General features: G+C 71.5%; 16 protein-coding genes and 2 pseudogenes. 11 read left to right on the plus strand and 7 right to left on the minus strand.

The features are described 5' to 3' along the window. Nucleotides 1–85 precede the first annotated feature (85 nt). Entirely contained in the window at nt 86–349 is a 264-nt protein-coding gene (locus tag ACFVWD_RS40590; protein ID WP_389602983.1) for a hypothetical protein, read from the minus strand. 22 nt (nt 350–371) lie between these two features. On the opposite strand from ACFVWD_RS40590, the pseudogene ACFVWD_RS40595 reads away from it, so the two are divergent. Both ACFVWD_RS40595 and ACFVWD_RS40600 read left to right on the plus strand, forming a co-directional pair. Beyond that, nucleotides 372–740: pseudogene (locus tag ACFVWD_RS40595) on the plus strand (LLM class flavin-dependent oxidoreductase); the annotation flags it as partial. A gap of 147 nt (nt 741–887) precedes the next feature. Next, the gene (locus tag ACFVWD_RS40600; protein WP_389602984.1) at nt 888–1322 is read left to right on the plus strand and encodes a hypothetical protein; all 435 of its coding nucleotides are present in this window, start codon (nt 888–890) and stop codon (nt 1320–1322) included. 26 nt (nt 1323–1348) lie between these two features. Here the strand turns inward: ACFVWD_RS40600 and ACFVWD_RS40605 are convergent, their stop codons facing one another. Both ACFVWD_RS40605 and ACFVWD_RS40610 read right to left on the minus strand, forming a co-directional pair. Beyond that, nucleotides 1349–1861 carry a low affinity iron permease family protein gene (locus ACFVWD_RS40605; RefSeq protein WP_389602985.1) on the minus strand — a complete coding sequence of 171 codons (513 nt, stop codon included), beginning with the start codon at nt 1859–1861 and terminating at the stop codon, nt 1349–1351. A gap of 199 nt (nt 1862–2060) precedes the next feature. Continuing rightward, the gene (locus tag ACFVWD_RS40610) at nt 2061–2483 is read right to left on the minus strand and encodes a CsbD family protein (protein WP_389602986.1); all 423 of its coding nucleotides are present in this window, start codon (nt 2481–2483) and stop codon (nt 2061–2063) included. 543 nt (nt 2484–3026) lie between these two features. Here ACFVWD_RS40610 and ACFVWD_RS40615 point away from each other — a divergent pair. Both ACFVWD_RS40615 and ACFVWD_RS40620 read left to right on the plus strand, forming a co-directional pair. Then, nucleotides 3027–4307: an MFS transporter gene (locus ACFVWD_RS40615; RefSeq protein WP_389602987.1), complete on the plus strand. Its 1281-nt coding sequence runs from the start codon at nt 3027–3029 to the stop codon at nt 4305–4307. A gap of 128 nt (nt 4308–4435) precedes the next feature. Then, complete coding sequence (locus ACFVWD_RS40620) at nt 4436–5869, plus strand: cytochrome P450 (protein ID WP_389602988.1); 1434 nt, start codon at nt 4436–4438, stop codon at nt 5867–5869. A gap of 61 nt (nt 5870–5930) precedes the next feature. Here ACFVWD_RS40620 and ACFVWD_RS40625 read toward each other — a convergent pair whose 3' ends face one another. After that, nucleotides 5931–6617: a hypothetical protein gene (locus ACFVWD_RS40625; protein ID WP_389602989.1), complete on the minus strand. Its 687-nt coding sequence runs from the start codon at nt 6615–6617 to the stop codon at nt 5931–5933. A gap of 216 nt (nt 6618–6833) precedes the next feature. On the opposite strand from ACFVWD_RS40625, the gene ACFVWD_RS40630 reads away from it, so the two are divergent. Beyond that, nucleotides 6834–9722: an ATP-binding protein gene (locus ACFVWD_RS40630; protein ID WP_389602990.1), complete on the plus strand. Its 2889-nt coding sequence runs from the start codon at nt 6834–6836 to the stop codon at nt 9720–9722. A gap of 10 nt (nt 9723–9732) precedes the next feature. Here the strand turns inward: ACFVWD_RS40630 and ACFVWD_RS40635 are convergent, their stop codons facing one another. After that, entirely contained in the window at nt 9733–10647 is a 915-nt protein-coding gene (locus ACFVWD_RS40635) for an endonuclease/exonuclease/phosphatase family protein (RefSeq protein WP_389602991.1), read from the minus strand. Between the two features lie 415 nt (nt 10648–11062). On the opposite strand from ACFVWD_RS40635, the gene ACFVWD_RS40640 reads away from it, so the two are divergent. Further along, nucleotides 11063–13333, plus strand: a complete 2271-nt coding sequence (locus ACFVWD_RS40640) for a M4 family metallopeptidase (RefSeq protein ID WP_389602992.1) — start codon at nt 11063–11065, stop codon at nt 13331–13333. Between the two features lie 63 nt (nt 13334–13396). Here ACFVWD_RS40640 and ACFVWD_RS40645 read toward each other — a convergent pair whose 3' ends face one another. Further along, entirely contained in the window at nt 13397–14503 is a 1107-nt protein-coding gene (locus ACFVWD_RS40645) for a PP2C family protein-serine/threonine phosphatase (protein ID WP_389602993.1), read from the minus strand. 231 nt (nt 14504–14734) lie between these two features. Between ACFVWD_RS40645 and ACFVWD_RS40650 the strand changes: the two genes are divergently transcribed. The 3 genes and pseudogenes from ACFVWD_RS40650 (at nt 14735) to ACFVWD_RS40660 (ending at nt 16256) form a co-directional block, all read left to right on the plus strand. Next, the gene (locus tag ACFVWD_RS40650; RefSeq protein WP_389602994.1) at nt 14735–15082 is read left to right on the plus strand and encodes a PRC-barrel domain containing protein; all 348 of its coding nucleotides are present in this window, start codon (nt 14735–14737) and stop codon (nt 15080–15082) included. A gap of 103 nt (nt 15083–15185) precedes the next feature. Further along, a pseudogene (locus tag ACFVWD_RS40655) lies at nt 15186–15693 on the plus strand (FAD-dependent oxidoreductase); the annotation flags it as partial. 302 nt (nt 15694–15995) lie between these two features. Further along, the gene (locus ACFVWD_RS40660) at nt 15996–16256 is read left to right on the plus strand and encodes a hypothetical protein (RefSeq protein WP_389602995.1); all 261 of its coding nucleotides are present in this window, start codon (nt 15996–15998) and stop codon (nt 16254–16256) included. Here ACFVWD_RS40660 and ACFVWD_RS40665 read toward each other — a convergent pair. Then, nucleotides 16245–16673 (minus strand): DUF6010 family protein, encoded by a 429-nt coding sequence (locus ACFVWD_RS40665; protein WP_389602996.1) that lies wholly within the window; start codon nt 16671–16673, stop codon nt 16245–16247. The genes ACFVWD_RS40660 and ACFVWD_RS40665 overlap by 12 nt on opposite strands. A gap of 263 nt (nt 16674–16936) precedes the next feature. Between ACFVWD_RS40665 and ACFVWD_RS40670 the strand changes: the two genes are divergently transcribed. Together ACFVWD_RS40670 and fusA are read left to right on the plus strand one after the other, a co-directional pair. Next, the gene (locus ACFVWD_RS40670; RefSeq protein ID WP_389602997.1) at nt 16937–17671 is read left to right on the plus strand and encodes an alpha/beta hydrolase; all 735 of its coding nucleotides are present in this window, start codon (nt 16937–16939) and stop codon (nt 17669–17671) included. A 512-nt stretch (nt 17672–18183) separates the two neighbouring features. Next, nucleotides 18184–20283, plus strand: a complete 2100-nt coding sequence (fusA, locus tag ACFVWD_RS40675; RefSeq protein ID WP_389602998.1) for an elongation factor G — start codon at nt 18184–18186, stop codon at nt 20281–20283. Nucleotides 20284–20318: the final 35 nt, after the last annotated feature.

A 20318-nucleotide genomic window follows, 5' to 3' on the forward strand; every position in this document is an offset into this window, starting at 1 on the left:
TTGTCGGAGCGCCGCGACCGCCGGCGCACCGGCCGACGGCACGGCCCCCGGCCCCGTCACCCGTGGCCGACACCGTCGCGCCCCCTCACCCGTACCCGTCGCCTTCGCCCAGCACCTCGCACAGCGCCGCTCGGCGGCCGCCGAGATCCGCCTGCCGGTCGGCGGCACGGCGGACGAGGAGACCGCCCTCGCCGCCGACCGGGCGCCGGTCCTCGTCGCCGTGTCCGCGCTGAGTGGGGAGCGGGGAGCGGGCCCGGGAGGCGGGCGCGCGCCTGGCCGCCGACCTGCTGACAGAGGTCCGGCCACTGCTCGACGGCGCCTGTGGCAGCGGTCGGATGTTTCGGATCATGGCTACGGGTAATGCGGAGGATATGGTGGAAATCGGTTACACGGTGATGACCGAGCAGACCGGCCCCGGCGACCTCGTAGAACACGTGGTCGAGGCGGAGCGGGTCGGTTTCGACTTCTCCGTCACGTCCGACCACTATTTCCCCTGGCTGGAGTCGCAGGGGAACGCCCCCTACGCGTGGAGCGTGCTCGGCGCCACCGCGCAGGCGACGGCGCGGATACCGCTCATGACGTACGTGAGCTGCCCGACGACCCGCTGTCACCCCGCCTTCGTCGCGCAGAAGGCGGCGACCCCGCAACTGCTCCCGGAGGGCCGGTCCCGGCTCGGGATCGGCTCGGGTGAGAACCTCAACGAGCGTGTGGTGGGCGGTGGTTGGCCATCCCCGCAGGTGGGCGGCGACCAGTAACTCCCGTTCATCGCCTGGGCCGAGAAGACGCTGCTGCCCGCCCTGCGCGAACTCTGACGACAACGCGACCCGCACGAGGTTCGGCCCCGCTCCGCCGGTGCCGGGCCCGACCAGGAGACGTGAGAGGACACCATGAACAGCACGGCGCACGACACCGACACCGCGCACGGCACTTCGTCGTCCCCCGACCCGACCGATCGGCCGGCCTCTTCCCCGGAGCTGGTGCAGGTCGTCCTGGACGCCTGCTCGGTCGCGGACGCGGACACCGTGTTGCGCGTCCTGGGTACACGCTTCGCCGCGGAGAGCGGCGAGGACATGCCACGGCACGACAGCGTCGCACGGTCCGACACCTGGACCGGAGCCTTCCTCGTCGGGCGCGACGCGCGCGACGCCGCGCTCCCGTCCGACCTTTCCCTGAACGGTTCCGTCACCGTGGAGCTCCAAGGCGGTCCCGTGGCGGTCGACCGGCTGCGGCAGACCCTCACGTCCGCCTTCGGCGTCCAGGTGTCCGGGTCCGCCTCCGGCGACCAGGAGATCGATCTACGGCTTCGGCTGACGCACGCGTAGGCCCGCCCGGGGAGCGAGTCGCCCCCTCAGATCTCGTCCTCCATCCGGATCACGTTCCTGAGGTTCTCGTGCGCCTTTCCGGGTTCACCTTCCTGCGCTTCGAGCAGAGCGGCGGCGATGGCGTCCAACTTGCGCTGAATCGCTCGCTCGGCCCGGAGTTCCGAATTCTTGAGCAGCGCGAGGAGCAGCAGCGTCACCGCCGTCATGGAGTCTCCGGCGAGAAGGAGCCATTCCGTCGCGATTCCGGCGATGTGCACGGCGACAGTGAAGGAAACCAGCGCCAGACAGAAGACGAAGAAGGCCGGTGAACTGGTCAACGTCGACACCGACTCCGCGAATCGTTCGAACCTGCCGCGTCCGGCACCGCCGCGGTCGGCGGGATGCTGAAGAGTCATGGTCCTGCCTGAAGAGTCATGGTCCAGCGCGCCCTCCGGCGCGGGGTTGCGGCCCGACCCGGGCGGAGCTTCCGGCGCGTCGCGGACCCTCCCCGGTGGCGTGGTCGCGCACGCCACCGAGATGAAAGGGGTCGTCGCCGGCATCGATTCCGGTCCGCTGACCGCGCAGGACGCCGACCACCGTGATGGAGCCGGCAGGCCGGAACACGGTTCGTCACCGTGAGCGGACCGGGCGGCACCGTCACGGTGGTCGGCGTGACCACGATGAGGACCGTGTCCCAGGGTGCCGAAGACCCTGCCCGGGGCGCCGACGACCGTGTCCGGGACGCCCGGGCCGTCGTCCTCAGCGCTTGGTCCGCTGGCGGATCTGGCCCGCGGCCTTCTCGGTCATCTCCTGGGCCTTTCCGCGCAGCTGTTCGCCGCGGCCCGTCCTCTGCATGGACTTGTCGCCCAGGGCCTTGCCGAGGGTCTCCCTCATCTTGCCCCTGAGCTGCTTCGTTCTGGCATTGCCCTTCATCAGCACAGTCGCTTTCCTCGAGGCCGCCGACGAGTGGGGTGCGGCGGCATGCCTTTCTTCACCGTGTGGCCAGGAGGTGGACACCGCAAACCGGCATCCGCGATTGCACCAGGGGAGGGGCGAGGAAGTGGGTGCCGATGTTGCCGTCGGCACCCCGAGTGATGCCCCACAGGGCCAGGCCAACGGCTCATGCTGACACGTCGGAAGCCGGAGGCCGGCCCCCACCGGCGCGTCCGTCGAGCGCTCCATCCCGTACGACGGTCTGGCGGGATCCGGCGCACCTCTTGCACGGCCCCGCTGTTGCTGATGTCATATTCAGCCGTAGGTCTGTGACTTTGGCTGATTACGCTTTCGGGTGATCCGAAAGTTTCGGCTACCTTGTGGCTGCACAGATGTTGATGCCTAAACAAGGCCTGCGTCGATGCCCCCTTCCCCGGTCTCGGTCGTGTCGATTCATCCCGCATGCCCGTTTCCCGACTCGCCCTCGTTCCGAGCGGAGTTCGTGTGACCCGACATCGCGCCATGGCATGGACGAGCAGTCTTCTCTCTGCGGGTCCTGGCGGCGATTTCTCCGCCAGTCCTGGTGGCGAGGTCTCCACCGCTTCTGGTAGCGAGACGGCCCGCACCACCCCGTAGGTGCCGCCGGTGTCGAGCGGACCGCCGCCGGGGCGTCACGCCGTGGACGGCGGGTGGCTCTCCGGCTCGATGATCGTCGTGCACCTGCCCGCCTGAGGGTCCTTCGAGCCCGCCGGGCGTTCCCCATCACAGCTGAGTGAAAGCCCCCCATACTCCGTGACCATTCAACTGTACGAGGGCCGACCGGCCGGTCGGCATGCCGCCGTACCCCCTGGCAGCCTGCTTCGCCGGGTCTACGCACCGCGGGCCTTCGACGCACTCGCCTTCTCCATGTCGACGTACGCCATGCCGCTCCTGGTGCTGGCCACGACCGAATCCGCCTCGCTGACCGGGCTGGCCTTCGCGCTGGAATGGATACCGCGGGTGGCGGCCTTCGGCCTCGCCGGTGACCTGGTCGACCGGCGCGGAGCCGCCATCGTGTTCTTCCTCGCCTCCTCGGCGCGCGCGGTCCTCGTGGCCGGCGGGAGTGTCGCGCTGACGATGCTGGAACGGGGGACGGCGCAGACATTCGTCGTGATGGCGCTGGCCGCCGCGACGGGCACCCTGACGCAGTTCAGCTTCATCGCCAACGAAGCCGTGGGCGCGATCGTGAGCCGCCGTTCGGACACCCAGGCGCACAAGGTTCAGGCCGTCCTGATCGGCATCGACCAGACGGCGACGCTCACCGGACCCGCGCTCGGCGGCGTCCTGCTGCTGGCGGGGCCGACCCAGATGCTCGCCGTTCTGAGCGTGCTGTCGTGCCTGGCGGCGGCCCTCGCCCTGCAGACCCCGCCGACCCCCCTGCGCGGCTCCCAGCCCGGCACCACACAGCGGGCAGCGGGCCTCAAGACGGGCTGGCGGACGCTGCGTTCGCTGCCGGCGCTCGGCTGGCTGGTGGGCGGCCTGACCGTCTCCAACCTCGCCCTCGGGCTGCTCCAGTCCGCCAGCCCGATCATCGTCGTCGAGCGCTTCGGTCTGTCCCCCGCGGCCGTCGGCACCCTCTGGTCGGCAGCCGCGGCCTCCACGCTCCTGACGGTCACCGTCTGCCGCTTCGCGCTCAACCGGCTGGGCCTGTGGGGAGTCGGCGTGGTGTGCTCCACCGTCGCGTCCGCGGCCTGTCTCGCCCTGGCCCACGCGCCCTCGTACACCGCGTACGTCGTCCTCATGGCGCTGTTCATGGCGGGCGACGGCGGCCTGACCGTCGTCCTGCGCACATTGCGCTCCCTGCTCATCCCGGCCGCGGTCTTCGGCAGCACCCTCTCCCTGACCATCCTGCTTCTGCTGCTGCCCTTCCCGCTCGCGGGCATCGTGGTCGCCCTCACCTCGCCGTGGGCCCTCGACTACGTCATCGCGGTGTGCGCCGCGCTGCAGGCCGTCGCCCTCGGTCTCGCCTTCCTGCGGCTGCGCACCGACCCGGTCCTGCGCACCCCAGGCAAACCAGCGCAGGTCACGGCCTGAACCAAGGGGCGCCCCGCGGCGGCCCGTTCACGCCGCCTGGGGTAGCGTCTGCCACCGGTTCGTAGCCACTGAAGGGCCACGAGCCGGGGGCGGGTGGCGTCGAAGGGCTGCGAACGGTGGAATCCCACATGGGGGACGGCGGATCCATGGACGTGGACGACCCGCGGTTGGAGGCGATGGCCGCGCAGCCGCTGCTGACCCGGGACTACGAGACGCGCCCCGCGCTCGTCTACGAGCGGCTGAGGCAGCGGCACGGCCCGGTCGCGCCGGTCGATCTGCTGGGCGTACCCGCGTGGTTGGTGCTGGGGTACCGCGAGTCGCTTCAAGTCCTCCAGGACGACGACGCGTGGCCGAAGGGGCTGGAGAACTGGCGGGCCCGGTCGGAGGGCAGGGTGCCCGCCGACTGGCCGCTCGGACCCTCCCTGGAGGTGAACCACGTGCTGATCCAGGGCGGTCCCGGCCACCAGCCGCTGCGGACGGCGTGGGACGCGGCGCTCAAGCCCTTCCAGGATCCGCGCCATCCGCAGACCAAGCGGCTGAAGGCGGCCGTCACCGCCCATGCCGACGAGCTGATCACCCTGTTGGGACAGGGCGGCGGCACGGGTGTGGCCGACCTGTCGGCGCAGTTCGCGCGACCGCTGCCGCTGATGGTGGCAAGCCATCTGCTCGGCTTCCCCGGCTCACAGGGCGACGACGCGCTGATGGACATGTGGCGGGTGCTCGACGCGGGGCCGGACGCGGAACCCGCCCTGGAACGCCTGCTGGAGACCCTGGTGGAGCTGGCGGCGGCCAAGCGGACGCGGCCGGGCGACGACTTCCCCTCCTACCTGCTGGCCGCCCACCCCGACCTCTCCCTCGACGCGCTCGCCCGTGAGCTGTTCATGCTGCTCGGCATGACGTCCGACCACGTCGGCATCCTGATCTCCAACACCGTGGTCGAGGTCATCGCGGGGGAGGGCGGCGCGCGGGCCAGTCTGTCCGCCGGGATGGTCCGAGAGACCATGAACCGGGTCGTCATGCGCAAACCGCCGCTGGTGAACTTCGTACCGAGGTTCGCGGCCAAGGACACTCCCCTCGGCAACTACACGATCCGCGAGGGCGATCCGGTCTGGGTGTCCTCCGCCGCCGCGCACGCCGATCCCGTCTTCGCCGACCACGTGGTGGCCAACACGACGATCAGCACCCGGGCGCACCTCGCGTGGGGCGCGGGCCGACGCCAGTGCCCGGCACGCGAGCTGGCATCGACGGTCGCGGCGGCGGGGGTGAGCCGCCTGTTCGAGCGCTTCTCCCACCTGGAACTCGCGCTCCCGGTGGACCAACTGCCCTGGCGCTCCTCCCCGTTCATGCGCGGCCTGCGATCGCTGCCCGTACGGTACGAACTCGCCTCGCCGGTCGCCCCGTTGGCGCCGGAAGGGCAGGAGCGGGCCGCGGACCGGGAATCCGGCACCTCCGCAACCCCCGTCACGCCCGAAGTGTCCGGGACGGTGACGGCGGACCAGGCCGTCCAGCGCCGCTCGTCGCTCTGGCGCTACCTGACGGGCCTGATACGGACGGGCCGTTGAGCCTTGACCGCCCGCACCGCCCGCACCGCCCACCGCCCCGGACGGTCGGACGCCCGCCGGGTCACACGAGGAAGGGCAGGTTCACGATCAGCGCGATGTACGCGATGGCTCCGATCACGATGAGCAGCGTGAACACCACGTAGTGGACCTGACGCCACGGCATGCGCACCCCGGGGAAGCGCTGGTACAGCTGGGACCAGTCCAGACGGCCGTGGTCCTGGAAGGCCAACCCCAGCTGCTGCCACAGCTCCTTGAGCCCCTCCGGGTCCCACAACCGGGTGTCGATCACGAGGGGCTTGCCGGTCTTCGAGGTGATGAGGATCCGGCCGGTGTGCACACCGTCCAGCGGCAGCCGCACCGTGTGCAGCCCCGTGAGGGAGGACACCGGTACGTCGAGGACCCGACGGTTCCACAGGTTTCGTACCGTCAGAACGCCGTCCTCCAGCCGGATGCCGGCGTTCGCCCAGCGCAGGCCGCTCAGCGCGCCGATCCACAGCAGCGGGACGGCGAACGCCAACACCCCGATCACCAGTCCCGCCCCGCCCGATCCCGCCGAGGTGCCGCGCCCCTCGGCCATCATCAGGCCCATGCGCAGGGCGCCGATGAGGATGAGGGGCGCCCCTTTGAGGAGCGGGCCCTTGATCGTCCCGTTGTCGGGTCTGACCGAGACCCACGCGAGATCCGTGTCGTCGTCCTGCGACAGCTCGGAGAGCGGGGCGTCGCCCGGACCCGGTGGCCGTACCGTCATGGGGTTGTCCTCCTTCTGCGCCGTGCCGCGGACTCCCGCGCGGACAGGCGAGGAGCGGCAAAGCGGCGGAGGACGATGCTGGCAGAAGCCGGCTCCGTTCACATCGGTGGAACTACGTAGTCCCCGCCCGTGCGTTGTCAGTGCCCGACCTTAGGGTTGGGCCGAAGACAGAGATCGACGCACGGGGCGCAGGCAATGCCGTGGGGGGATGCGAACGTGGCACAACTGGTCGGCAGGACCTCGGAACTGGCCCGGCTCGACGCCGTGATCAACGGCCTCGGGCAGCCCGGGGCGCCGACGGCCGTCGACATCGCCGGCGAACCCGGCATCGGCAAGAGCCGGTTGCTGGGGGAGGTGTGCGCCCGGGCGCGGCAGGCCGGGTTCACCGTGCTGCGCGGCAGAGCCACGGAGTACGAGCAGCACATCCCGTTCCAGGCGTTCACCGACGCCTTCGCCGACGCCGCCCCCGGGACACCGGCCGACCATGCCGTCCTGGCCGAGGCGGACGCGGTGCTGCACGGCGTGTGGAACGCCCGGGGCGGTACGTCGGGCGGCGCGCCGGGCGAGAACGTCCGCAACCGCTTCGGTCTGCACCGGACGATCGCCGCGCTGCTCACGCGCCTCGGCGCGGGCGGTCTGGTGCTGGCCGTCGACGATCTGCACTGGGCGGACCCGGAGTCCAGGGAACTCGTGGACTACCTCGTCCGGCACCCCCCGCGCGGCCGGGTGCTCCTGGTCGTGGCACGCCGGAGCCGTCAGACACCGACACCGCTGACCGCCGCCCTCACCAGGGGCGCGGACAACGACGCCGTGCTCCATGTGCCGTTGGAACCGCTGCCCGAACAGGAGTCCATCCGGGCGCTCGCCCCCGACCTCCCCCCGGACCAGGCCAGGAAGCTGTACGCCGCCAGCGAGGGCAACCCGCTCTATCTGCTCTCCCTCCTCCAGGCGTACCGCAACGGAACCCCGCTGCATGGCGTCACCGACCACCCCCGCGCAACCGACCCGCTCGGGGTGCCGAGCGGGCTGGCATCACTGCTCCTGGACGAACTGACCGCGCTGACCGGGCCGCAGCGCCGCATCGTCGAAGCGGTCGCCGCGCTCGGCGACCACGCCACCTCAGCCATGCTGACCGTGTCGACCGAAACGCCGGAGCAGGACGTCGAGGACCACACCGGCGCCCTGGCCCGGCGCGACCTGCTGCGCCTGGGCGCGGACGGCCGGTGGGTGCTGCGCCACCCCCTGATGCGGGCGCTGGTCTACGAGAACACCCCTGCGCCGCGACGCGCGGAGGTGCACCGCCGTGCCGCGCACGAGCTGGCCCGGCGCGGGACCTCGGCGGCCGAGCGTGCGCACCACGTCGAGAAGTCGCTCACCGGCTGGGACCCGGAGGCGGCGGCCGTACTGAGTGAAGCCGCCGCCCACCTCGCGCCCACCGCGCCGGCCACGGCCGCCCATCTGCTGGACGTCGTGCTCGGACTCATGCCGGACACACCCGAGCACGCGCGGCGGCGCGGCGAACTCGTCCTGGCACGCGCTCGGGCGCTCGGCGTCGGCGGGAACCTCCGGGAGAGCCGGGACCTGCTGCACACCGTCATCGCCACGGCGGGGGAGGACCACCCCGACCTGCGCGCGGAGGCCATCGCCCAGTGCGCCGTGATGGAACGGCACCTCGGGCACTCACCGGAGGCCACCGCCCTGCTGCGCCGGGAGCTGTCGCGCCGGCCGGGCCCGCCACCCGGCCAGGCGGTCTCCCTGGGCCTGGCCCTGGGCATGACCGCCCTGCTGACCGCGTCCTACCCCGAGGTGCGCGCCGACGTCGCACGCGCTCTCGCCGTCGCGCGTTCCCACGGCGACCCGGTGGCTGAGGCGGCGGCCCTGGCACTGGCGTCGCTGGGGGAGGCCTACGAGGGGGAGACCGAGGCGGCGGCACGGTTCGCCGACGCCGCCCGCGGGCTCACCGACGCGCTGACCGACCCCGACCTGACGGATCTGAGCGAGGCACTGGTCTGGCTGGCCTGGGCGGAAACCCTCATCGAGCGGTACGCCGACGCGGAACGGCACATGGACCGGGGCCTGGAGATCGCCCGCCATGGCGGTCAACTCCACGTCCTGCCCCACCTGTTGTCGAACAGAGCCTTCGTGTACCTCAACACCTGCCGGCTCCCGGCCGCGCTGGAGTCGGCCGAAGAGGCGGAGGCGATCGCCCGCACACTCGGCAGCAGTGACCTCCTGGCGTTCACACTCGCCTTCAAGACGCTGATCCTGCTCCTGATACGGCCGTTGGGAGACGGCGACGCGCTCGCGGCCGGCGAGGAAGCCGTCGCGGCCGCGGGCAGCAGCAAGGGCTGGTGGTCGGCCCTGGCCTGGTGCATGCTCGGCCACGCGGCGTTCGTCAGCGGTGATCCGCACCGCGCCGAGCAGGCCATCACGACGGCGGGCGGAGGCCGTGAACTGCCGTTGCTCCAACCGTCCATCCGTCCGGGGCAACTGGACACGCTGGTCAACGCGGCCCTGGCCGCCGGCGACCTCGACCAGGCCGGACGCTGGGCAACGCAGGCCGGACGTGAGGCCGACCGCCTGGGCCTGGGCGGCCAGCGCGCGGCCGCATTCCGGGCCCGGGCCGCGCTGGCCGAGCACCGTGGCGACGCGGAAGAAGCCGTCCGCCTCCTGGACGCGGCCACGCAGGAGTACGCCCGTTGCGGACTGACCCTGTGGGAGGCGTACTCCCTGTTGCGCGCCGCTCCCTTGGCGAAGCGCTCCGGACAGGGCTCCCGCGCGGCCGTGATGTGGCACCGGGCCCACCGGATCGCCGCGGGCGGCGGCGCGCGTCTGCTGACGGATCTGGCCGAGTTGATACGTCCGCAGGTCGTCGCGGACACCCCGGTGATTCCCCCGGAGCTGGGCGAGCTGACCACCCGTGAATTCGAGATCGCCGAGCTGGTGGCGGAGGGACTGAGCAACCAGGCCATCGCGGCCCGGCTGCACCTCAGCCGCCGTACGGTCGAGACGCATCTGTCCGCCGTCTACCGCAAGAGCGCGATACCGTCCCGCTCGGCCCTGGCCAGCCTCATGACGCGCGCCGTCCTCGGTACGGCGGGCTGAACGGGCTGGGTCACAGGGCCAGTTCCAGCACGAGCGGGCGATGGTCCGAGATCCCCGTCGCGGGCGTGCGCGCTCCGCTCGCCGCCGCCACGCCGACGCCGGTCGCGAGCACATGGTCGAACTGCACCACCGGGCGGTGCGCGGGATAGGTCGGGACGCGGGCCAGATCGAACCACCCGCGGGGCGACGGTGGGACGCGGGTCTTCCCGGGCGCGTTCAGCACGGCCCTGGGCAGGGTGCCGATCAGATTGAAGTCGCCCAGCAGCACATGAGGTGTGGGCAGGTCGGCGATCCAGTCGCGGACGGCGAGCAACTGCCCGATATTCCAGCCCGGTACGAACGACAGATGCACCGCCACCGCCGTGAACGGACCGCCCGGTCCCTCCAGCACGGCGGCCAGCGCGGCGCGCGGCTGGTCCCGGACCAGGGTGAGCCCGGGCCGCCCGGCCATCCGCAGGGGCATTCCGAGGGGCGCCGGGGCCAACCGCCGGGCCCGCCACTCCCGTACCGGAAACCGGGACAGCAACGCGATCCCGTGCGAGGGGACATCCGTGGCCGAGCCCGCGTCCTGCGGGCCGTACACCCGCAGCCCCGGCTCGGCCGGGTCGAGGACCCAGCCGCGGTCCGCTGTGGAACGGGCGTGGAACGCGCTCGCGTAGCGCCACTGCTTCAGCCCCGCCGCGTCGGCGGCGACCGACGCCTGGTCGATCCCGCCCGAGCGCTCCTGGAGGCGATCCAGTTCCTGCAACGCAAGGACATCGGCGTCCAGGGACAGGACGGCTCGGGCGAGCGGTCCTTCGGCCGGGTTCGCGGCGGGGGAGAGGGGCCGTCCGTTCGGCAGCGGCCGGCCGTGCAGCACATTGAACGTCGCGAGCCGCACCGGCCGACGGCGCGTGCCCTGGTCCCGCTTATTCTGCTGATTCATCGTCAGGCCAGTGTCCCCGTCCCGGTCCGATCCGCAGGGACCGGCGTGAGCAGCTTTCCGTACCCGTGAACCCACGCCACCCACGCCACCCACGCCACCCACGCCTCCCGGACCGTCCGGCACCGGCCGAAATGCGCCCTGAGCCGGGGCGAACATCCAGCAAGCAATAGCCAATTTCAGCCGTTGCTTTGTCATCTCCATGACAAAACTGTGCATGCAATGTCAGTCTGCTCTTGAACGTTCACCGTTCCTTCACACCCCCCACCTGTCGCGCGCCGCCGAGTTCCGACACACCCCTCGTGGGTCACCTCGTGCAGCGCCCTTCCCTGCTCAGCGCGTTGCCAGCCGGCCACACCCTGCCGGCCCGCTCTCTCGGCCTGGACCACGGGTCGATCGTCGCCAGAAGGAGAAGCCCTTGCTCCCGCCCCACCGCCCCTCGCACCGACGCAGATACACCGCGGCGTTGGCGCTCACCGCCGCCGGCACGCTGCTCGCCGCCGGTTTCCACACCGGCGTCGCGTCCGCCGCTCCCCGCGACCGCGGCCACGCGAAGATCGTCGCCACCCCCCGGGCCGGCGCGGCCCCGGCGAAGCTGTCTCCCGCCGCGCACGCCGCGCTGCTCAAGAGCGCGACCGCCGCGGTCGGCGCCACCGCGAAGATCCTCGACCTCGGCTCCAAGGAGAAGCTGGTCGTCAAGGACGTCGCGAAGGACGCCGACGGCACCACGCACACGCGCTACGAGCGCACCTACGCCGGTCTGCCGGTCCTCGGCGGCGACCTCGTCGTGCACGTCAAGAACGGTCTCTCCACCGTGTCCGAGGCGAGCAAGGCCGGCCTCAAGGTGCCGACCACCACCGCCCGCGTCACGTCCGCCGCCGCCGTCCGCAAGGCGCTCGCGGTCGCGAAGAAGGCCGACGCCACGCGTCCCGCGGTCGACGGCGCTCCCCGGCTCGTCGTCTGGGCCGCCGGCGCCGAACCGGTGCTGGCCTGGGAGTCGGTGGTCGGCGGCACCCAGGACGACGGCACGCCGAGCGAGCTCCATGTCATCACCGACGCCACCTCGGGCAAGGCCCTGTTCGACTTCCAGGCGGTGCGCACCGGCACGGGCACGGGCCAGTACAGCGGATCGGTTCCGCTCAGCACCACGCCGTCCGGCTCCACGTACCAGCTGGTGGACGGCGATCGCGCGGGTCACCGTACCTACGACCTGAACCAGGGCACCTCCGGTACCGGCACCCTCTTCACGGATGACAACGATGTCTGGGGAGACGGCACCCAGAGCAACCGGCAGACGGCCGGCGTGGACGTCGCCTTCGGTGCCGCGGCCACCTGGGACTACTACAAGGACGTCTTCGGCCGCAACGGCATCCGCAACGACGGCGTGGCCGCCTACAGCCGGGCGCACTACGGCAACGGCTACGTCAACGCCTTCTGGTCCGACACCTGCTTCTGCATGACGTACGGGGACGGCGCGAGCAACGCGCACCCGCTGACCGCCCTGGACGTCGCCGCGCACGAGATGAGCCACGGCGTGACCGCCGCCACCGCGGGCCTCACCTACTCGGGCGAGTCCGGTGGCCTCAACGAGGCGACCTCGGACATCTTCGCCGCCGCGGTGGAGTTCCACGCCAACCTGTCCGCCGACGTTCCCGACTACCTGGTCGGCGAGAAGATCGACATCAACGGCAACGGCACCCCGCTGCGGTACATGGACAAGCCCTCCAAGGACGGCGCGTCCCGCGACAACTGGGACTCCTCGCTGGGCGGCCTCGACGTCCACTACTCCTCCGGACCGGCCAATCACTTCTTCTACCTGCTCTCCGAGGGCAGCGGAGCCAAGACCGTCAACGGGGTCTCCTACGACAGCCCGACTTACGACGGTGTACCCGTGACCGGCATCGGCATCGAGAACGCCCAGCGGATCTGGTACCGGGCCCTGACCACCTACATGACCTCCAGCACCAACTACGCCGGCGCCCGCACCGCGACCCTCCAGGCCGCCGCCGACCTCTTCGGCGCGTACAGCGACACCTACCTCGCCGTGGCCGCCGCCTGGGCCGGGATCCATGTCGGCGACCGGATCGCGCTGGGCGTCAACGTGGCGCCGATCGACGACCAGACCAGTGGCGTCGGCCAGCAGGTCTCCCTCCAGACCAGCGCCTACACCACCAACTCCGGCGCGGGCCTGACCTATGCGGCCACCGGTCTGCCGGACGGCCTGACGATCAGCGACACCGGCCTGATCTCGGGAGTTCCCACCACCACCGGGACCAGCCCCGTGACCGTCACGGTCACCGACAGTACGGGAGCGTCCGTCTCGGTGAGCTTCACCTGGCGGGTGGCGAACATCTACGCCAACAGCACGCGGGTGGACATCCCCGACGCCGGAGCCGCGGTCGAGTCACCCATCACCGTCACCGGCCGGAGCGGCAACGCCTCGGCCACCACCCAGGTCTACGTCAAGATCATCCACACCTACCGCGGTGACCTGACGGTCTCCCTGGTGGGCCCCGACGGCACCGTCTACTCGCTGCTGAACCACAGCGGCGGCAGCGCCGACAACGTCGACCAGACCTTCACGGTCGACGCCTCCGCGCAACCCGTCAACGGCACCTGGAGACTGAGGGTCCAGGACACCGCCGCGATCGACGTCGGCTACATCCAGCAGTGGCAGCTCACCCCCTGACCTGTCCGCCCCCTACCTCGCCTGTCCGGCCCGCCCCGCGCGGTCCGGACGGGCGAGCGTGCCTCACCACCGTTCGCCCCGCGCGTCAGGTGTGAGGACCAGCATCGTGACGTCGTCACGCACCGCGGTGCAAAACCGTAGAAGGTCCTCCCAGACGCGGTCGGTGAGGTCGGCCGTACTCTCCTGGGCCAACGTGGTCAGGCGCTCGGCCAGGGGATAGAAGGCGCCCGTGTCGTCACGGCTCTCGGTCACTCCGTCGGAGCCCAGGAACAGCCGGTCGCCGCGCTCCAGCCGGACGGTGCAGATCTGCGGCGGCGAGATGTCGAAGAACCCGAGACCGAGGGGGGCTCCTGGTTCGAGAACGAGCTCGACGGCTTTGCCGTCGCGCAGCAGAAACGGATGCGGGTGTCCGCAGGACGTCAGCCGTACCGCGTCCGCGTCGGCCGAGAACTCCAGCAGCAGGGCGGTCGCGAACAGTTCGGCGTGTGTGGTCTGGGCCGAGTCCACGATGAGCCGGCGATCGAGGCGGGCCGCGGCCGACTTCAGGTCGCTCTGGTCGAGCACGGTCTCCCGGAACGCCCCGAGGAGGGAGGCGACGGTCGAGACGGCCGACAGCCCGTGCCCCTGCACATCGCCCAGCACCGCCCGCACGCCGTACGGGCCGGCGCGCACATCGAAGAAGTCGCCGCCCACCAGTGTCTCGCGCTGCGCCGCCCGGTAGAACGCCGTGCAGCGCACCGGGCCGACGCGTTCGGGAAGCGGCGGCAGCACGGCGAGCTGGGCGGCCTCCGCGACGGTGCGCACCGTGACCAGGTGGGCGTCGCGCCGACTGCGCACCAGGGAGATGGCGACGCTCAGGATCGCGACGAACGTGATGGTCAGCAGATCGGTGTTGCCCGGATGGTTGAGCTGGAGCGGCGGCACGAAAAGGAACACGATGACGACGGCGCCGAAGACGGCCGTCGCCACCGGTCCGTAGGAGAGCACGGCCAGCGACGGGATGGCGCCCAGCAGGAAACCGATGTCCAAGGGGTACCGACTCAGGAGCTCGGCGGTGCAGACCGTCACCAGCAGGGCCGGTGGCAGCACCCGCACCCAGCGCGGCGGTGGTGCTCCGCGCAGCCAGCCTTGGTACTCGCGGCCCCGATGCCGGTGGTCGGCCGTGCCCATAGCACTCCTCCCTACCCCACCACGCTCCTCCTTCCGGCAGCCGGGCGCATCACGGTGGGCCGGGCGGGCCGCCGGACCCCGAGGATTTCCTTGTTCCGCGCGGAGAATTCCCGCTGTTGGTTGAAAACCGCAATTCTCTGAGAATTTCTCCTCGGGAAAAGAGTGTCGGCACGCGCTGAACGGACACCCGGTGTTTTCAAGCGCACCGCGACATGGCTGGAGGATTTCTTCATGTACGAGAATCTGTGGGCCTACACTCCGACCAGCGGCCACACACCTGATGCGGACCTCACCGGGTACCGGGTGGAAGCGACCGACGGACACATCGGGAAGGTCGACAAGCACTCCGACGAGGTCGGTTCCCAGTACATCGTGGTCGACACCGGCATCTGGATCTTCGGCAAGGAGGTCCTGCTGCCCGCCGGGACGATCACCGCGATCAGCCACGAGGACAAGGCCGTCCACGTCGCCCGGTCGAAGGACGAAATCAAGTCGGCACCGGAGTTCGACAAGGAGAAGCACCTTGGCGACCCGCATTACCGCGATCAGCTCGGCGGACACTACGGGTCCGGACACTGACACCGCCTCGTCCGCCGGTGCTGCCCTCTTTCGGGGGTGGTGCCGGCGTTTCCGCACCGGGCATCGTCGCGGCGAAGGAGCCGCCGATCGAAGGAGCGTTCCCATGGTTGCCACCCGTGGCGGGCCGGATGTGCTGGTGGTCGGTGCCGGCCTCGCCGGACCTGCCTGTGCCCGCGACCTGATCCGGGCGGGACTCGGTGTCCGCGTCCTGGAGGCCTCGGACGGGGTCGGCGGGCGAATGCGCTCCGACCGTCACGAGGGATTCGTCATCGACCGCGGCTTCCAGGTGTTCAACACCTCCTACCCCCAGGCCCGGCGGCGCCTCGCACTGCGCGCGTTGCGGTTGCGGCCCTTCACCCCCGGGGTCCTCGTGCACACCGACGACGGCCCGCTCCGCCTCAGTGACCCGACCAGGGGCCCCCGCCGGCGCGGCGACCTGCGTCCGGGACGGCTCGCGGGCAGCCGGGACCTGGTCGCCCTGGGTGTCCTCGGCCCGCGACATGCTTGCTCCCGCCCGTTCGGTGAAGCACGGCGACGACCGCACCACCCGCACCGCACTGGCGGCCGGCGGATTCTCCGAGGAGTTCGTCGAGCGGTTCTTCCGTTCCTTCCCGGTGGCACGGTGGTCCCCGCACACATAGCGCCGCGGGCGATCAGCGACATCCCGCCGGGTGCGTAGCCGGGCACCACCTCACTCAGGACGCAGGTGTTGAGGAATCTTCTCCTCACGTCCGTCACGAGGACGGGTTCGGCCAGCGGGGAGCGGGGCGCGGCGTGGTAGTACGTCGTCACCGTGCGGTACGCGGGCATCTCCAGCCCCGGCAGCAGTGCGGTTGCCGGGCCGGGCCCGGTCGCCACCACCACCGCCCGCGCGGCCAGTTCGCCCCCCGTGCCCAGGAGGACTCCGTCGTCCGTGAGACGGGTTCACCGGGGTGTCGAGGTGTACGGCTCCCGCGGGCAGTGCGTCGGCGAGCAGTCGCGGCACCGCTCCGATGCCCTCGGCCGCAGGCACAGGGTGCCGCGCAGCATGCTGCGCCAGACGAGGTGGAACACCCTGCTGGACGTCTCCAGTTCGTCCTCCAGGAAGACTCCGGCCTCGGGGGCCCGCGCGGCCCGCGAGGTGGCCCGGGACCTGGCGGTGGAGTCATCCGTCGGACAGGCCTCAGGCGTGTGAAGCGTCGGTCGGGGAGGCGGGGCGCCGGGAGAACCAGGAGCCGATCAGGGTGGGGAGCGAGGGGCCGCCGCGCAGGCACCAGAGGGCGATCACCGGGTCGCAGATCGCGCAGCCGAGCGACGAGTGCGTGGCGAACGGGATGATCGGGGCTCCGTGCAGGTAGTGCAGGGCGTCCCAGACGGTGTGCAGCAGCCAGGCGATGCCGATCCAGACGTACGAGTCGAGGCCGCGGTAGGCGCAGTAGGTGACCGCTGCGGTGAAGACGAACTCCCAGGCGCCGAAGCTGCCACTGCTGAGATAGGCGGCTCCGGCCCCGGCGACCATGATGGCGTTGAACCGCCGCCTCGCGGGCTCCCGGAGCAGGGACATGAGGATCGCGTAGAGAACACCGATGAGTACGGGTGCGACGAAGAGCATGAGCCAGACGCTAAGGGGCTGATCACCGCCCCGGCAGTGGCCGGAATGCCAGAGTGCGACGGGTTCTCGCCAGCCGGTGTCGCCGACTCCGGGGACCGTACCGTCGTCGCGAGGGCACAACCCCGAGCACCTGGAATCCGCTCTGGACGTGTGACCCGGACGGTGCCGGTGGCGGCCCGTCCGCACGACACCCGGCGACGGACGACCAGTGGGCGATGGGACACTTCTCCCGCAGGCGGATTCGGGACACGGGAGGAGCTGTGATGCGGGGCCGAACGCGGACAACGACCTCTGGTACATCGACGCGAGGACCGGTCGGGGCCGGCACCGCCCTGCTGCCGGTCCGCCACGCGGATGCGGCGCGTGCGGCCGTGCTCGTCCTGCACGGGGGCCGGGCCGACAGCCTGGCTCCCTCACGGCCCTGGAACGTGGCGGCGCTGCGGATGAGGCCCGTTGTCCGGGCCGTCGCCGCGGCCGTGCCGGACGACGAGGTCTTCCTCGGACAGGTGCGCTACCGCCGCCAGGGCTGGAACGGTTCACGGGCCGACCCCGTCGGTGACGTCCAGCGGGCACTCGCGGAGCTCGCCCGCCTCGTCGGCGAGGTGCCGGTGGTTCTCGTGGGTCATTCGATGGGCGGCCGGGCAGCTCTGCGCGTCGCGGCGGCGAAACAGGTCGGGGGAGTGGTGGCGCTGGCACCCTGGTGTCCGGAGGGCGAACCGGTGGCCCACCTCCAGGACAAGAAGGTGATCGCGCTCCACGGTGACCGCGACCGCGTCACCGATCCGTCGGAGTCGATCGCGTTCGTCCGCCGGGCCAGGGCCGTCGGCTCCCGCGCGGGTGTGCTGCTGGTCAAGGGCGGTGACCACGCCATGCTCCGACGGTACGGAACCTGGCACGGCGCCACGGGGGCGGCCGTCGCCGAACTGCTGAGGCCCACGGAGCCGCCCGACGGACTGCTCGCCCGGGCGCTGTCGGAGGCCGACACCGGCCTGCTCTGACCGGGCCTTCCCCGAACCTGCGACTCCGGGACCTGCCCGGAATCCGCGACCCGGGACCGGCCCGGACCTGAAACTCCGGGATCCGTCGGAGTCTTCAACTCCGGGACCGGGCGCGGCGCGAGGAGCGTAATTCCCGTGCGCCGACCGCTTCGCGCTCCCTACACTCACCCCACAACGCGCGCTCACCGCACCTGCGGAACATCACGGCGCGTGTCCTGACGAGTGAGGGGAGCCGGGCCGTGCGTCACCGCACCGCTGTCGTCGTTCCCCCGTCGTTGTACGAGGTGATCCTCGTGTCTTCGGGTCCCCGGTGCCGGCTGCGCGGCCGACACCGGTGGTCCGTGACGAACATCTGACCTCTCTGCGCCCGTCACCGGGCAGATCGGCTCCGTACGCCCCGATGGGGATGTGCCGCGGCCGGAGGTCCCCGCACGGCCCGTGGCACGACCGCGGGTCGCTTCGTCCGGGAAATCGCGCCGCCCCATCCGGATCATTCCGAAAGGCCAAGGGCCGTGCGTACCGACCTGCACCGTCACCTCGACACCCCGCTCGCCGCCGTCCGCAACCTGGGCATCCTCGCCCACGTCGACGCCGGGAAGACCACCCTCACCGAGCGGATCCTGTACCTCACCGGGACCACCCACAAGCGGGGTGAGGTCCATGACGGCACCACCGTCACCGACTTCGACCCCCAGGAACGCGATCGTGGCATCACCATCTTCGCCGCGGCGGTGAGCTGTGCCTGGGACGCGCACCGGATCAACCTCATCGACACCCCGGGCCACGTCGACTTCTCCGACGAGGTGGCCCGCTCCCTGCGGGTGCTCGACGGCGCCGTGGCGGTCTTCGACGCCGTCGCGGGGGTCGAGCCGCAGAGCGAGTCGGTGTGGCGCCAGGCGGACCGGTACGGCGTGCCGAGGATCGCCTTCGTCAACAAGCTCGACCGCGCCGGTGCCGACCTCGACACCGCGGTCGAGTCGATCAGGGAGCGGCTGCATCCGGCCCCGCTGGTCGTCCAGTTGCCGATCGGGTCGGAGGCCGGGTTCACCGGTGTGGTGGATCTGCCGCGCATGCGGGCACTGGTCTGGCCCGAAGGCCGCGACACGGTCGAGGAGGGCCCGGTGCCCGAGGTGTTGAGGGACGCCGCGGAAGGCCGCCGCCGACAGCTGGAGGAAGCGGTTGCGGAACTCCACCCCGGCGCGCTCGAGGAGTTCTGCGCGGAAGGGACGCTCTCCGCGCGGACCCTGACCGCCGCGCTGCGCGACCTGACTCGTTCCGGCGACGGCGTGGTGGTGCTGTGCGGCTCGGCCTACCGCAATCGCGGGATCGAGCCACTGCTCGACGCAGTGGTGGCCTACCTGCCGTCGCCGCGCGACGTGCCCGCGGTACGCGGCACCCGGGACGGCACGGAACAGGAGCGGCTCGCCGACCCGGCGGCACCGTTCGCGGCACTGGTGTTCAAGGTGAACGCGACCGCCACGGGGCGGCTGACGTATCTGCGTGTCTATTCGGGAACGATCGGGAAGGGAGAGACGGTATGGGACTCGGGCACAGGACGCACCGAGCGCATCGGCCGAATCCTGCGGGTCCAGGCCGACCGCCACGCCCCACTGGAGCAGGCGGTGGCGGGCGACATCGTCGCGGTGGCCGGACTGAAGTCGGCCCGCGCCGGGTCGACTCTGTGCGCCCCCGGGGCTCCGTTGGTTCTCGAACCGCCGACCGCCGCCGATCCGGTCGTCTCGATGGCCGTCGAGGCCGTCGGCAGCGCTGACGCGGAACTGTTGGTGTCCGCGTTGACCCGGCTGGTCGAGGAGGATCCCTCGCTGGTCGTGCGCACCGACCCCGAGACCGGCCAACTGGTCCTGTCGGGCATGGGCGAACTGCATCTGGAGGTGGCGGTGGAGAAGATCCGGCTCGCCCACGGGCTGGACGTCCGGGTCGGCCGGCCGAGGGTGGCCTACCGGGAGACGGTCGCCCGGGGAGTGTCGGGGCTGGTCCACCGGCACGTCAAACAGGACGGCGGCGCAGGTGAGTTCGCCCATGTCGTGCTCGACGTGGAGCCGCTGGAGGACGCTCCGGGCGACGGCGGCGAGGGCGCGCAACGCTTCGAGTTCCGCTCCACCGTCGTCGGCGGACGGGTGCCACAGGAGTACGTCCGGGCACTGGAGGCCGGGTGCCGTGACGCGCTGGCCGACGGGCCGCTCGGCGGGCACCCGGTCACCGGGCTGCGTGTCGTCCTCACCGACGGAGCGACCCATCCGAAGGACTCTTCGGAGCGGGCGTTCCGGACGGCCGGCCGGTTCGCGCTGCGGGAGGCACTGCGCGCCTGCGCGATGGTTCTCCTGGAACCAGTGGCGGACGTCACGGTCACCGTGCCGGACGACGCCGTGGGCGGGGTCCTCGGTGACCTGGCGGCGCGACGAGGGCAGGTCTCGGGCTCCGTCGCGCGGGCGGGCGCCGTGGTGATCACCGCGACCGTGCCGCTGGTCGAGCTGTTCGGCTATGCGACCCGGCTGCGCAGCCGGACCCGGGGCCGGGGAGTCTTCACCGCCCGGCCCGCCGGGTACGCCCCCGCACCGAGCACGGCGTCGACCAGGACTTTGGCCCGGTGACGCACAGGACGGTCCCGCCCGAATTCGGGCGGGAC

This window comes from Streptomyces sp. NPDC058086, assembly GCF_042885015.1.
Lineage (GTDB): Bacteria > Actinomycetota > Actinomycetes > Streptomycetales > Streptomycetaceae > Streptomyces.

Excerpts from the sequence above, each read along its gene's own strand:
- ACFVWD_RS40605 (WP_389602985.1), bottom strand. The coding sequence starts at position 1,861 with ATGCCGGCGACGACCCCTTTCATCTCGGTGGCGTGCGCGACCACGCCA.
- ACFVWD_RS40610 (WP_389602986.1), bottom strand. The coding sequence starts at position 2,483 with ATGGAGCGCTCGACGGACGCGCCGGTGGGGGCCGGCCTCCGGCTTCCG.
- ACFVWD_RS40590 (WP_389602983.1), bottom strand. The coding sequence starts at position 349 with ATGATCCGAAACATCCGACCGCTGCCACAGGCGCCGTCGAGCAGTGGC.
- ACFVWD_RS40650 (WP_389602994.1), top strand. The coding sequence starts at position 14,735 with ATGTACGAGAATCTGTGGGCCTACACTCCGACCAGCGGCCACACACCT.
- ACFVWD_RS40620 (WP_389602988.1), top strand. The coding sequence starts at position 4,436 with ATGGGGGACGGCGGATCCATGGACGTGGACGACCCGCGGTTGGAGGCG.
- ACFVWD_RS40625 (WP_389602989.1), bottom strand. The coding sequence starts at position 6,617 with ATGACGGTACGGCCACCGGGTCCGGGCGACGCCCCGCTCTCCGAGCTG.
- ACFVWD_RS40670 (WP_389602997.1), top strand. The coding sequence starts at position 16,937 with ATGCGGGGCCGAACGCGGACAACGACCTCTGGTACATCGACGCGAGGA.
- ACFVWD_RS40600 (WP_389602984.1), top strand. The coding sequence starts at position 888 with ATGAACAGCACGGCGCACGACACCGACACCGCGCACGGCACTTCGTCG.
- ACFVWD_RS40665 (WP_389602996.1), bottom strand. The coding sequence starts at position 16,673 with ATGCTCTTCGTCGCACCCGTACTCATCGGTGTTCTCTACGCGATCCTC.
- ACFVWD_RS40645 (WP_389602993.1), bottom strand. The coding sequence starts at position 14,503 with ATGGGCACGGCCGACCACCGGCATCGGGGCCGCGAGTACCAAGGCTGG.
- ACFVWD_RS40635 (WP_389602991.1), bottom strand. The coding sequence starts at position 10,647 with ATGAATCAGCAGAATAAGCGGGACCAGGGCACGCGCCGTCGGCCGGTG.